Annotated in this window: 15 protein-coding genes; 9 read left to right on the top strand and 6 right to left on the bottom strand. The window is 72.7% G+C overall.

Annotation, left to right across the window (positions count from 1 at the left end):
* Window positions 1-152 precede the first annotated feature (152 nt).
* From KN815_RS35635 to KN815_RS35605, 7 genes are all read left to right on the top strand, one after another.
* Window positions 153-602 carry a gas vesicle structural protein GvpA gene (locus KN815_RS35635; RefSeq protein ID WP_216345982.1) on the top strand — a complete coding sequence of 150 codons (450 nt, stop codon included), beginning with the start codon at window positions 153-155 and terminating at the stop codon, window positions 600-602.
* Window positions 599-1318, top strand: coding sequence for a GvpL/GvpF family gas vesicle protein (locus KN815_RS35630; protein ID WP_216345981.1), 720 nt, complete (start codon window positions 599-601; stop codon window positions 1316-1318). Before KN815_RS35635 ends, KN815_RS35630 begins: the two co-directional genes overlap by 4 nt.
* 17 nt (window positions 1319-1335) lie before the next feature.
* Window positions 1336-1524 (top strand): gas vesicle protein GvpG, encoded by a 189-nt coding sequence (locus KN815_RS35625; RefSeq protein WP_308403691.1) that lies wholly within the window; start codon window positions 1336-1338, stop codon window positions 1522-1524.
* Between the two features lie 80 nt (window positions 1525-1604).
* A complete protein-coding gene (locus tag KN815_RS35620) occupies window positions 1605-1886 on the top strand; it encodes a gas vesicle protein (RefSeq protein ID WP_216345985.1) in 282 nt (93 codons plus the stop codon).
* Window positions 1883-2782: a GvpL/GvpF family gas vesicle protein gene (locus tag KN815_RS35615; protein WP_216345979.1), complete on the top strand. Its 900-nt coding sequence runs from the start codon at window positions 1883-1885 to the stop codon at window positions 2780-2782. The genes KN815_RS35620 and KN815_RS35615 overlap by 4 nt, the downstream gene beginning before the upstream one ends.
* Complete coding sequence (locus KN815_RS35610) at window positions 2779-2979, top strand: gas vesicle protein (RefSeq protein WP_216345978.1); 201 nt, start codon at window positions 2779-2781, stop codon at window positions 2977-2979. The genes KN815_RS35615 and KN815_RS35610 overlap by 4 nt, the downstream gene beginning before the upstream one ends.
* Window positions 2980-3023: 44 nt before the next feature.
* On the top strand, window positions 3024-3254 hold the full coding sequence (locus KN815_RS35605; protein WP_253209439.1) for a gas vesicle protein K: 231 nt from the start codon (window positions 3024-3026) through the stop codon (window positions 3252-3254).
* A 56-nt stretch (window positions 3255-3310) separates the two neighbouring features.
* On the opposite strand, the gene KN815_RS35600 is transcribed toward KN815_RS35605, so the two are convergent.
* The 3 genes from KN815_RS35600 to KN815_RS35590 form a co-directional block, all read right to left on the bottom strand.
* A complete protein-coding gene (locus KN815_RS35600; protein ID WP_216345976.1) occupies window positions 3311-4270 on the bottom strand; it encodes a helix-turn-helix transcriptional regulator in 960 nt (319 codons plus the stop codon).
* A gap of 75 nt (window positions 4271-4345) precedes the next feature.
* A complete protein-coding gene (locus tag KN815_RS35595) occupies window positions 4346-5206 on the bottom strand; it encodes a hypothetical protein (RefSeq protein WP_216345984.1) in 861 nt (286 codons plus the stop codon).
* A gap of 83 nt (window positions 5207-5289) precedes the next feature.
* Window positions 5290-6528 carry a glycosyltransferase family 4 protein gene (locus KN815_RS35590; RefSeq protein ID WP_216345975.1) on the bottom strand — a complete coding sequence of 413 codons (1239 nt, stop codon included), beginning with the start codon at window positions 6526-6528 and terminating at the stop codon, window positions 5290-5292.
* Window positions 6529-6799: 271 nt separating this feature from the next.
* On the opposite strand from KN815_RS35590, the gene KN815_RS35585 reads away from it, so the two are divergent.
* Window positions 6800-7726, top strand: a complete 927-nt coding sequence (locus tag KN815_RS35585) for a DUF8842 C-terminal domain-containing protein (RefSeq protein WP_507229919.1) — start codon at window positions 6800-6802, stop codon at window positions 7724-7726.
* A gap of 158 nt (window positions 7727-7884) precedes the next feature.
* Window positions 7885-8184: a hypothetical protein gene (locus KN815_RS52395; RefSeq protein ID WP_308696469.1), complete on the top strand. Its 300-nt coding sequence runs from the start codon at window positions 7885-7887 to the stop codon at window positions 8182-8184.
* 165 nt (window positions 8185-8349) lie between these two features.
* Here the strand turns inward: KN815_RS52395 and der are convergent, their stop codons facing one another.
* From der to cmk, 3 genes are all read right to left on the bottom strand, one after another.
* The gene (gene der / locus KN815_RS35575) at window positions 8350-9813 is read right to left on the bottom strand and encodes a ribosome biogenesis GTPase Der (RefSeq protein WP_216345973.1); all 1464 of its coding nucleotides are present in this window, start codon (window positions 9811-9813) and stop codon (window positions 8350-8352) included.
* A gap of 55 nt (window positions 9814-9868) precedes the next feature.
* Window positions 9869-10471: a lysophospholipid acyltransferase family protein gene (locus KN815_RS35570; protein WP_253209438.1), complete on the bottom strand. Its 603-nt coding sequence runs from the start codon at window positions 10469-10471 to the stop codon at window positions 9869-9871.
* A gap of 68 nt (window positions 10472-10539) precedes the next feature.
* Window positions 10540-11244 (bottom strand): (d)CMP kinase, encoded by a 705-nt coding sequence (gene cmk / locus KN815_RS35565; protein WP_253209437.1) that lies wholly within the window; start codon window positions 11242-11244, stop codon window positions 10540-10542.
* Window positions 11245-11331: the final 87 nt, after the last annotated feature.

Genomic DNA, 11331 nt, shown 5'->3' with positions numbered 1-11331 from the left:
CTGTCGCCGGTCTCTCGTAAGGCCTCCAGGGCCGGGAACCACAAGGGATTCACCCGGCACCCGCGGGCCACCACGACCCCATCCAGCAGCAAGACCAGCCACCCCGCCGGGGCCCGGCTGGAATCCCTACACACGGATTAGGAACACCCGACATGACCACTGTTGTCCCGGCACAGCAATCCAGGGGCGGCGGCTCCAGCGGTCTGTACGACGTCCTGGAGCTGATCCTCGACCGAGGGCTGGTGATCGACGCGTTTATCCGCGTATCCCTCGTCGGCATCGAAATACTCAAGATCGATATTCGGATCGTGGTGGCGAGCGTCGACACCTATCTGCGGTTCGCCGAGGCGTGCAACCGGCTCGACCTGGAGTCCGGCCCGAACAAGTCCCCCGGCCTGCCCGAGGTCGTCGAGGGCATCACCGAGGGTGGTGCGCGCTCCAAGACCAAGGGCGCCCTGTCCGGCGCCGGCGAAACCGTCTCCAAGGCCGCCCGGTCCGTGGCCGACGCGATCCGGCCGTCGGAGGAGGACGAGGAGGAGGAGCCGCGCCGCCGGCGCCCGGCCCGTAAGGCGGCGCCGAGGAAGTCCGAGGAGTCCGCATGACCACCTATGTCTACGGCATCGCGCGCGGTGAGGTCCGGGACCTGGGCGATCGGCTGCTGGGCATCGGCGACCCCCCGCTGCCGGTCCGGGCGCTGAACCAGGGCGAGCTGGCCGCGATCGTCAGCGACTGCCCGCCGGAGCTCAAGCCCCGGCGCCGCGATCTGCTGGCCCATCAGCATGTGCTGGCCGAGGTGAGCGACTCCCGCCCGGTGCTGCCGATGCGCTTCGGCAGCGTCTCCTCCAGCGACGACGACGTCCGCAGCGTGCTGGCCGAGCACGCCGACCGCTACCAGGACCAGCTCAGCCGGCTGACCGACCGGGTGGAGTACAACGTCAAGGTCGTACACGACGAGGACGCGGTGCTCCACCAAGTGCTCGCCGAGGAACCCGAGTTGCGGATGATGGCGGAGGCCAACCGGGCGGCCGGCGGCGGCACCTATGAGGAACGGGTGCGCTTCGGCGAGCTGATGGCCAGTGCGGTACGGGCCCGCGAGGTGCGGGACGCCACGCTGGTGGAGGAGGCGCTGGCCCGGGCCGCCGAGGACGTGCGCCCCGGCCCGGAGAGCGGCGGCTGGTTCCTCAGCCTGTCCCTGCTGCTCGCCAAGGACGGCGCCGATCCGCTGCTGACCGCCGCCGCCGACGTGGAACGGGCCCACCCCTGGCTGAAGCTGCGGATCAACGGTCCGCTGCCGCCGTACAGCTTCGTCGAGTCCTGATGCTGATGATCGGCTGGGTGCTGAGGCAGGTCGTCGCCGCCGCGGAGCGGGAGTACTACGACCCGGCCAACATCCAGCGCGCCCTGGCCGAGCTGGAGGCCCAGCTCGACCAGGGCGTGATCGACGGACAAGAGTTCGAGCGGCAGGAAGACGTGCTGCTCGACCGGTTGGAGGAGGCACGCCAGTGGGCGAACGGGACTCTGTGACCACCCGGGGCGGTGTGGCCCCGACGGCCGGCGCGTATGGCTCACCGGCGTCGTCGTTCGGCTCCTCGGGGTCCTACGGGCTGGCCGGGCGCGGCGAGGGCGGGGCCAACCTCGCCGACATCCTGGAGCGGGTGCTCGACAAGGGTGTGGTGATCGCGGGCGATATCCGCATCAACCTGCTCGATATCGAACTTCTCACGATCAAGCTGCGGCTGATCGTGGCCTCGGTCGACAAGGCGAAGGAGATGGGCATCGACTGGTGGGAGCACGACCCGTCGCTCTCGTCACGCGCCCGGGCCGAGGTGAACGGCCCGCAGAAGACCGAGGTGACCGGCGGGGAGAACCGGGAGAGCGCCGAATGACCGAAGGACTGCGGTACGCCTACGCGGTCGTGCGCGACACCGACGCGCCGCAGGCCGCCCGCACCGCTTTGGAGCGGGTGCCCGGTGTCGCGGGCGAACCGGTGGTGGCCGTGCGCCACCTGGGACTCGCCGTGCTGGCGGGGACCGTACCGGCCGAGGACTTCGACGAGGGCCCGCTGCGGCAGCGGCTGGATGACATGGCGTGGCTGGAGCGGGTGGCCCGGACCCATCAGCGGGTGGTCGACACCGTCGGCGCCGAGTCCTGTGTCATACCGGTCCGGCTGGCCACCGTCTGCCAGGGCGAGGAGGGGCTGCGGCGGATGCTCGCCGCCGGGCGGGAGCGGTTCGCCTCGGCGCTGGACCGGCTGGAGGGCCGGGTCGAATGGGGCGTCAAGGCGTACGCCGCGACGCCCGTGCCCGAGGGGCCGTCCGCTGCTCAGGAGCCGCCCGCGCCCGAGGGGCCGCCCGCCGGGACCCCGAGCGCCCCGGGCGGCATGTCCGGCCGCGACTATCTGCGCCGCCGCAAGGCACAGCGGCAGGCGACCGAGCGGCGCTGGGGCGATACGGAGGAGGGTGCGCGGCTGGTGCACGACACCCTCAGCGGGCTGGCCGAGCGGGCCCGGCTGCATCCGCCGCAGGACCCCCGGCTGTCGGGGGTGTCCGACCGCAATGTGCTGAACGCCGCGTATCTGGTGCGGCGCGAGGACAGCGCCGCGTTCGCCGAGCGGGTCGGTGAGCTGGCCGGGCGGACGGCCGCGCTGCGGGTCGAGCTGACCGGCCCCTGGGCGCCGTACTCCTTCACCGCCCCGGACGAGACCGACGCCCCGGACGAGACCGACGCCCGGGACGGGACCGACGCCCGGGACGGGGCCGAGAGCACGGGGGCGGAGGGATGACGGTGGCCCCGGAGGGCCCGTTGGCCCATCAGCAGATCGCCCTGGTGGACGTGCTGGACCGGCTGCTCGCGGGCGGCGTGGTGATCACCGGTGATCTGACCCTGCGGATCGCCGACGTCGACTTGGTCCGCATCGATCTGCGCGCCCTCATCAGCTCGGTCAACGCCAATGTCCCGTCCCCCTGGGAGGAACCGTGAGCCACAAGGTGGAGCTGGACCAGGACACCGTCGAACGCGACCTGATGAAGCTGGTGCTGACCGTCGTGGAGCTGCTGCGCCAGCTCATGGAGCGGCAGGCGCTGCGCCGGGTGGACGAGGGCGATCTGACCGAGGAGCAGGAAGAGCGGATCGGGGTCACGCTGATGCTGCTGGAGGACCGGATGGGCACGCTCTGCGAGCGCTACGGCATCGCGCCCTCCGATCTCAATCTGGACCTCGGGCCACTCGGGCCGCTGCTGGCCCCGAGGGAGTGACGCGCCGGACGGCCGGATCCGGACAGATCGGAACAGATCAGGCAGCTCCGGGCAGCTCAGCCCAGGGCCCGGTCCAGGCGGTCCCTGATCTCGCGGATGTGGTCGTTCAGCTCCACCGGCTCGCGCACCTCGAAGTCGAAGCCGCTCAGCGCGATATGGAGCACCAGCGCATCGGGGCTGGAAGCGCCGGTGTGCAGCAGACAGCTCTGCTCGTCGACGGCCTCCAGCACCCCCACCAAGGGCGAGAACCGCTCGGCCGCCCGCTCGGCGGGCACCCGCAGCAGCACGGTGGCCCGCTGGGAGTAGACGGAGGTGGTGATGCCCCGGGCCACATAGGCGGCGATGTCCTCGGCGGGCGGGCGGCGCGGGGTGAACCGGGGGCCGTGCGGCGGGGTCGGGGTGATCCGGTCGACCCGGTAGGTACGCCAGTCGGCGCGGTCGACGTCCCAGGCGACCAGATACCAGCGGCGCTGCGCGGCGACCAGCCGGTGCGGTTCCGCGGTGCGGCGGGTGAGGGCACCGCCGTGGTCGCGGTATTCGAAGCGCAGTTGATGGCAGTCCCGGCAGGCGGCGGCCAGCTCGGTCAGCACTTCGGGGTCCACCCCGGGGCCGGGGCTCCAGCCGGACAGCGGCACGGTGAAGGCGCTCAGCGCGCCCACCCGGCGGCGCAGCCGGTCCGGCAGCACCTGCTCCAGCTTGGCCAGGGCCCGTACCGAGGTCTCCTCGATGCCCTCGACCCCGCCGCCCGCGGCCTGGCGCAGCCGCACCGCGACCGCCACCGCCTCCTCGTCGTCGAGCAGCAGCGGTGGCAACTGGGCGCCCGCGCCGAGCTGATAGCCGCCGCCGGTGCCCGGCGCGGAGTGCACGGGGTAGCCGAGTTCGCGCAGCCGGTCCACATCGCGGCGCACGGTGCGCGGGGTGACCCCGAGCCGGTCGGCGAGATCCGCGCCGGACCATTCGCGGTGGGCCTGCAACAGGGAGAGCAGGCGGAGCAGTCGGGCCGAGGTCTCCAGCATGCGGCCGAGTCTGCCACCACTTGCGGACAACTCTCGTCCTCAAGGCCCCCTGCCCGCCCGGCTGCTCTCCTGGGATCAGGCGGGCGCCTCGATCCGCACCGCCAGATCGTTGTCCCGGGTGTAGTACGGCTGGGCCCGCGCCTCCCCGTGCGGGCCGGTCACCGTGCGCGGCGGGTAGGTGAAGATCTCCTTCTTGTCCGCGACATCGTCCAGGATCCGGGCGATCCGGGCCGGGGCCATGGTCTCGTCCGCCGGGCGCAGCCACAGGTCCCAGACGTGCGCGCCGCCGTCCCAGCTCCGCGCGAGCTCGGTGTAGGAGAGCGTGAAGGAGAAGTCCGGGCCGTCCACCACCAGCGGTGCCGTCCGCACCGGGGCGGCGCTCCGGCGGCAGCGGGCCTCGACGACCGCCCCGGCCAGCCACTCGGACGGGTACGCGACGCGGTGGAGCCGCCCCCGGACGGCCATCGTGTCGTCCTCCAGCCGGATCTCCCCGGCCTCGGCATGGGGCGCCCGCCGCCAACTGCGCAGCGAGAGATTGCCGTGCTTGGTGGCGTAGGGGATGCGGACGGACAGCGGGTTGGTGCTCGGCCCCGGCCGGCGGTCGACGAGCGAGCGCAGATCGTTCAGGCCCGGGGCGAGCCGCTGCGGCTCGCTGTCCCGGTGGGCCACATGGACGTCCCAGCGGCCCTCGGGCAGGGCGACGTTGCTGGGCAGGGCGGCCTGGAGCCGGCCGTCCGCGGTGGGACCCAGCGGCAGCCGCACCTCCCCGTCGGGGGTGTCCGCCGCGCCTCGGCGGACCAGCACCAGCGCACCGCTCCAGTCGTCGAGGCCGCCGGGGCCGGGCCGGGCCCAGTCGGCGATGTGGAACGTGAGCCCTCCGGCGGAGTCCGCCACGCAGTCGGCGCGGGCGGGGGCGGCCTCGGGGGCCTCGCTCATCCTGTCCTCCTCGACGTGCTGCGCTGCCTGCTCGACGTGTTGCGCGGCCTGCTCCACGTGCTGCGCTGCCTGTGCCGTTGCGCTCATGCGACACGCACCTTCCGCAGGGAGTCCTTGGTGGCGAACGCGCCACTGAGCAGGGAGCCGCGGGCGCGGTGCAGGGAGCCCCGCAGCCCGCTGCGGGCGACCAGACCGGAGAACAGCGTCTCGTAGCGCCCGGCCACCCGGGAGGGGTCGAAGCGGGCCGAGTCCTTCAGCGCCGCCTGTCCCATCTGCTGGCGCAGCTCGTCGTTGTTGATGAGGTCGAGCAGCGCGGCGGCGATGGCGTCGGTGTCGCCGGTGGGCACGAGCCGGCCGTCCACCCCGTTGTCGATGATCTCCGCCGGCCCGTGCGGGCAGTCGGTGGACACCACGGGAAGGCCGCAGCGCATCGCCTCCACGATGGTCATGCCGAACGACTCGAGACTGGAGGTGACGGCGGCGATGGAGCCCTTGGCCCACTCGGGGTCGAGCGGATTGGCCGGGCCCATCAGGAAGACGTTGTTGTAGAGGCCGAGCTGGTCGATGAGGGCGCGCAGCTTGGCGTGCTGGGCGCCGCCGCCGTAGATCCGCAGCCGCCAGTCGGGGCGGGCCGCGCTGACCTTCGCGAAGGCGCGTATCAGCAGGTCGTAGCGTTTGACCGGGGCCAGCCGGCCGGCCGCGACCACCCATTTGCCGGTGCCGTCGGCGGGGTCGAGACCGGGCTCGGGCACGCTGTTGGGGACCGCCTCGACCCGTACCCCGGGCAGCCGCATCTGGTCACGGTAGGTCCGCGCGTCGGCCTCGGTCACGGTGGTCACCGCGTCCAGCCGGGGGTAGACGGCGCGCAGGGCCCGCTTCAGCCCCGTGGAGTGGGTGCCGAGCGTCAGATGCTCCTGTCCGACCCGTACCGGACCGCGACGGGCCTCGCGGGCGATGTGGACATTGAGCCCGGGACGGGTTCCGACAACGATATCGGCGTCCAGGCGGCGGAGATGGTCTCCGATACGGCGGTCGGTGAGGGCGCTGTACTGCTTGTAGCGGCCCTCGGACGCGGGGAAGACCTCCGCCGGGCGGCCGTGGTCCGGGTCGGCGCCGTCGTAGGACGGGCTGTTCTTGCGGATGTCCACGAGATGGCTGAGCCGCACCCGCGGACCGGGGTCGAAGATCGGCTGATCACGGTGGCGGAACACCGACACGATCTCCACATCGTGCTGCTCTCCCAGGGAACGGGCGAGGTTGTACGTGGTCCGGATCGTCCCGCCGATCCCGTACGCGTTGTGAATAAGGAAAGAGATGTGCATCCGGCCCCGTATCCCCTGGCTTCCCCGCGGACGGGAGTCTCGTCCGCCTACCACGGTGTAAGACGGAGAAAAGTGGCACAGGGTTGGGTTTCATCACCTTCTTGTGCCCCAACAGATGTGCAATCGGTAGGAAGCCAGGGGAACTTTCCGGCCCGACGGCACATCGGACCCCGGGGCGGCCGGGCCGCGTGACCCCCGCCCCGCATGGCCCGTTGTCTACGTATGAGCCGGGGACCGGCCCCGCGCACCCACCGAGACCGAGGAGCCACCCGTGCCGCGCATGCTCGACGTCAGCAATGACGTACGCGCCGAGATCGGCGACGAAGAAGCCGACCGGCTGCTCGCCGGGGACAACGCCCCGGGCGCTTACGACTGCACGTCCTGCCGCACCCCCGGCAACACCGAGCAGGAGCGGACCAGCACCGTGCTCTTCGTGGGGCAGGAGACGGCGGTGCTGGCATTCGCGCACGCCACCTGCGTCCCCTCCCAGGTCGTCCCGGTCTCCGAGGACCAGTTGCGCGGTGCGGTGCGGTCCATCACGGGTGAGGACACCGCGCCGTCGTACGCACCGCCCGTACCGGCCGCGGCGCACGCTTCGGCGCCGCACTTCCCCGCCCCGGCCGCCCCGCCGGCGTATCCGGCCCCGTCGCCCGCGTCTCCCGCCACCGCCTCCCACACCTCCGCGCCGTCCGGCCACAGCCCGTCCGGTCAGGCGCCGGTGGCCCAGCAGGCGGTGCTCGGCGTGACCAGCGGGGTGGTGCTGGTGGGCCAGGAGGCGCGCCCGGCGCTGGTGGTGGAGCCGACCGCGCCGATCATCCGCCCCGGTTCGGCCGGGCACGGCGACGAGTTCCTCCAGCTTCTCAGCGAGCAGGGGTTCGCCCCGGTGGTCGACCTGGGCCGGCCGCCCGCGCCCAACCCCGGCTGGTCGGTGCTGCTGGCCATGGGGCGGCTGCACGCGGTGCTGATGCCGGCGCCGGGCGGCGGCCGGCCGGTGGCCTGGTGGCAGGCACACAGCCCGATGCCGCTCAGCGAGGGCTGGCGGAGCGCCGTCGGCCGTTCCCAGAAGGTGCTGGTCTACGCCGCGGCGGCGGGCACGATCGGCACCCAGCCGCGCGAGGACCAACTGCGCGCGGCGCTGGACCGGGCCGCGGCGCGCGGGGCGCTGGTCGGCGCGTCGATGCCGCTCGCGGGCACATGACCGCCGCCGTCCCGGACCTCCCACCGGACCTCGGCGAACCGTGGTGGGCAGCCCATTCGCCACCGATGCCGCATCCGACGGGCGGTCGGGTCGTTGGCACATACGTGCACGCATACGACCTCTCCTACCGACCCCCGTCATACGGCTGCATTCCGGCCATGCGCCCCGCCCTGGAGGCAGCGCACGATCCCTGGCGCCACTCCGCCACGCCGATCTACGACGCGTTGTACGCGGAGTACCGCAGGCTGTTCCGGGCGCTGCCCGGCGACCGCTCCGACGAGGAGAACATGGAGTTCGTGGCGTTCGCCGCCATCGGCCAGCCCCGGGGCCTCGTCAGCGGCGGCCACGGCCGCCCGGACAGCCACAGCGGGGCCTGGCACACCGACGAGCTGTACTACCGCGGCTATCTCCCCGCCCTGCCGCCCGGCCGGGGCGAGGAGCGGGGTCACACCTACTGAGACGCCTGCTGAGGTGGACACCTACTGAAACACCTGCTGACGTGGTGCCGTCATGCGCGCCCGGCGGGCCGGGACCGACCCGCCGCTGAGCGCGCCACACGCCGCCGCCCCGCCGCCGGACGGTGCGTCCGGGGCCGGGATGGCGTCAACCGCGCGCCGCCACCGTTACCTCTTGCGGCCGCGCTTTTCGCGCACCCGCACCGAGATCTGTAGGGGCGTCCCCTCGAAGCCGAACTCCTCGCGCAGCCGCCGCTCGATGAAGCGGCGGTAGCCCGCCTCCAGGAAGCCCGAGGCGAAGAGCACGAACCGCGGCGGCCGGGTGCCGGCCTGCGTCCCGAAGAGGATCCGCGGCTGCTTGCCGCCGCGGATCGGATGCGGATGGGAGGCGACGATCTCGCCGAGGAAGGAGTTGAGCCGCCCGGTCGGGACCCGGGTCTCCCAGCCGGCCAGCGCCGTCTCGATCGCCGGGACCAGCTTCTCCATATGGCGGCCGGTGCGCGCCGAGACATTGACCCGCGGCGCCCACTGGATCTGCCCCAGCTCCGTCTCGATCTCGCGCTCGAGGTAGTAGCGGCGCTCCTCGTCGAGGGTGTCCCACTTGTTGTACGCGATGACGAGCGCGCGCCCGGCCTCGACGGCCATCGTGATGATCCGCTGGTCCTGGACGCTGATGGACTCACTGGCGTCGATCAGCACGACCGCGACCTCCGCCTTCTCCACGGCGGCCGCGGTACGCAGCGAGGCGTAGTAGTCGGCGCCCTCCTGGAGGTGGACCCGGCGGCGGATACCGGCGGTGTCGACGAACTTCCAGGTGATGCCGCCCAGTTCGATGATCTCGTCGACCGGGTCGCGGGTGGTGCCCGCCAGCTCGTTGACGACCACCCGCTCCTCGTTCGCGACCTTGTTGAGCAGCGAGGACTTGCCCACGTTCGGGCGGCCGACCAGGGCGATCCGGCGCGGTCCGCCGAGCGTCGCCCCGAAGGTCTGTGCCGGGGCCTCGGGCAGCGCCTCCAGGACCGCGTCGAGCATGTCGCCGGTGCCACGGCCGTGCAGCGCGGAGACCGGGTACGGCTCGCCGAGGCCGAGCGACCACAGCATCGCGGCGTCCGCCTCGCCACTGGGCCCGTCGACCTTGTTGGCGCACAGCACCACGGGCTTTCCGGCCCGGCGCAGCAGCTTGACGACGGCCTCGTCGGTGTCGGTGGCGCCCACCGTCGCGTCCACGACGAAGACCACCGCGTCGGCGGCCTCGATCGCGAACTCGGCCTGGGCCGCCACGGACGCGTCGAGACCGAGCACGTCCTGCTCCCAGCCGCCGGTGTCGACCACCTTGAAGCGGCGGCCGGACCACTCGGCCTCGTAGGTCACCCGGTCGCGGGTGACCCCGGGACGGTCCTCGACGACCGCCTCGCGGCGGCCGATGATCCGGTTCACCAGGGTGGACTTGCCGACGTTGGGGCGGCCGACGACGGCCAGCACCGGCAGCGGGCCATGTCCCGCCGCGGCGAGGTCGCCCTCGACCTCCTCCAGGTCGAAGCCCTCTTGCACGGCGAGCTCCATGAACTCCGCGTACTCGGCGTCGCCAAGCTCCCCGTGCTCGTCGCCGCCGCTGTGGATCTGGTCGTTCATGAAGATTTCCTCGTCGTCCCTCAATACCGCGGCAGCCCCTGAGGGCTCGCGGATCTCATGTCTGGTCTGGGCGGCCGGTCAGCCGCCTGGCGGTGCCCAGATGCGCGCCCAGCCGCTGCTGGATGCGCTCGGTGGCCTGGTCCAGGGCCGCCCGCGTCCGCCTGCCGCTTCCGTCTCCCGCCTCGAAGGGGTCGCCGAACACCACGTCGACCCTGCTGCGCAGCCGGGGCAGCGCCCTGGCCCGCCCGTCGCCGCGCGGGGTGGCGGTGCCGAGCACCGCCACCGGCACGATCGGCGCACCGGAGCGCACGGCGAAGTACGCGAGGCCCGAGCGCAGCGACGCGAAGTCGCCCTCGCCGCGGCTGCCCTCCGGGAAGATCCCGAGCACCCCGCCGCGCTCCAGCACCCCCAGGGCCTGGCCGATCGCGGCGCGGTCGGCGCTCGCACGGTCCACCTTGAGCTGCCCGATACCGCGCAGGAACGGGTCCAGCGGGCCGACGAACGCCTCCTTCTTGACCAGGAAGTGCACCGGCCGCGGCGAGGTGCCGATCAGCATCGGGCCGTCGATGTTGTGCGAGTGGTTTCCCGCGAGGATGACGGGCCCGGCGGACGGGATCCGCCATGCGCCCAGCACCCGGGGCCGCCACAGCCCGTACATCAGGCCGATGCCGATCCGCCGTGCCACGACGGCCCCGCCCGCGCTGGGAAGCGTCGCTTCGGTGGCGCTCACGCGACCGTCCGCTTCTCCTCGACGAGAGTGACGACGCACTCGATGACCTGGTCGAGGGTGAGTTCGGAGGTGTCCACCTCGACCGCGTCGGCCGCCTTGGCGAGCGGCGAGGTCTTACGGCCGGAGTCCAGGGCGTCCCGCTTGGCCAGCGCGGCCTGGGTGGCGGCCAGGTCGGCGGCCTCCTTGCCCTTCAGCTCACCGCTGCGGCGGGCCGCCCGGACCTCCGGGGAGGCGGTCAGGAAGATCTTGACGTCGGCGTCCGGGAGAACCGTGGTGCCGATGTCCCGGCCCTCGACCACGATGCCGCGCGGCGCCTCGGCGGCGATGGTCCGCTGAAGCTCGGTGATCACGGTACGCACCTCGGGCACCGCGCTGACCGCGCTGACCCGCGAGGTGACCTCCTGGGTGCGGATCGGCCCGGCGACATCGGTGCCGTCGACGCTGATCGTCGGGGCGGCCGGGTCGATCCCGGAGACGATGTGTGGCTTGGCCGCGGCGTCGGCCACGGCCACGGCGTCGTCGACGTCGATGCCGTTGGTCACCATCCACCAGGTGATCGCCCGGTACTGGGCGCCGGTGTCCAGGTAGCCCAGGCCCAGCTTGGCGGCGACGGCCTTCGAAGTACTGGACTTGCCCGTGCCTGCGGGGCCGTCGATCGCGACAATCACTGCTGCCGGGGCGGTCCGGGCGGCGGTTTCCACGGTGACAGACACCTTTCGTGTGCACGGGGCTGAGTTGAACGGGCCAGGTGAGCCTCGGACAAGGTTACTGGCTTCCCACGGGCGGCT

It is taken from the genome of Streptomyces niphimycinicus (assembly GCF_018883605.1).
GTDB lineage: Bacteria > Actinomycetota > Actinomycetes > Streptomycetales > Streptomycetaceae > Streptomyces > Streptomyces niphimycinicus.
The sequence above is the reverse complement of the archived record's forward strand: the minus strand, read 5'-3'. Positions and strand labels throughout refer to the sequence as shown.

Bases quoted from the DNA above. Each gene is read 5' to 3' on its own strand.
- KN815_RS52395 (WP_308696469.1), top strand. From the start codon at position 7,885: ATGCGCCCCGCCCTGGAGGCAGCGCACGATCCCTGGCGCCACTCCGCC.
- KN815_RS35615 (WP_216345979.1), top strand. From the start codon at position 1,883: ATGACCGAAGGACTGCGGTACGCCTACGCGGTCGTGCGCGACACCGAC.
- der (WP_216345973.1), bottom strand. From the start codon at position 9,813: ATGAACGACCAGATCCACAGCGGCGGCGACGAGCACGGGGAGCTTGGC.
- KN815_RS35595 (WP_216345984.1), bottom strand. From the start codon at position 5,206: ATGAGCGAGGCCCCCGAGGCCGCCCCCGCCCGCGCCGACTGCGTGGCG.
- KN815_RS35630 (WP_216345981.1), top strand. From the start codon at position 599: ATGACCACCTATGTCTACGGCATCGCGCGCGGTGAGGTCCGGGACCTG.
- KN815_RS35570 (WP_253209438.1), bottom strand. From the start codon at position 10,471: ATGTACGGGCTGTGGCGGCCCCGGGTGCTGGGCGCATGGCGGATCCCG.
- KN815_RS35605 (WP_253209439.1), top strand. From the start codon at position 3,024: ATGAAGCTGGTGCTGACCGTCGTGGAGCTGCTGCGCCAGCTCATGGAG.
- KN815_RS35600 (WP_216345976.1), bottom strand. From the start codon at position 4,270: ATGCTGGAGACCTCGGCCCGACTGCTCCGCCTGCTCTCCCTGTTGCAG.
- KN815_RS35590 (WP_216345975.1), bottom strand. From the start codon at position 6,528: ATGCACATCTCTTTCCTTATTCACAACGCGTACGGGATCGGCGGGACG.
- KN815_RS35610 (WP_216345978.1), top strand. From the start codon at position 2,779: ATGACGGTGGCCCCGGAGGGCCCGTTGGCCCATCAGCAGATCGCCCTG.
- KN815_RS35635 (WP_216345982.1), top strand. From the start codon at position 153: ATGACCACTGTTGTCCCGGCACAGCAATCCAGGGGCGGCGGCTCCAGC.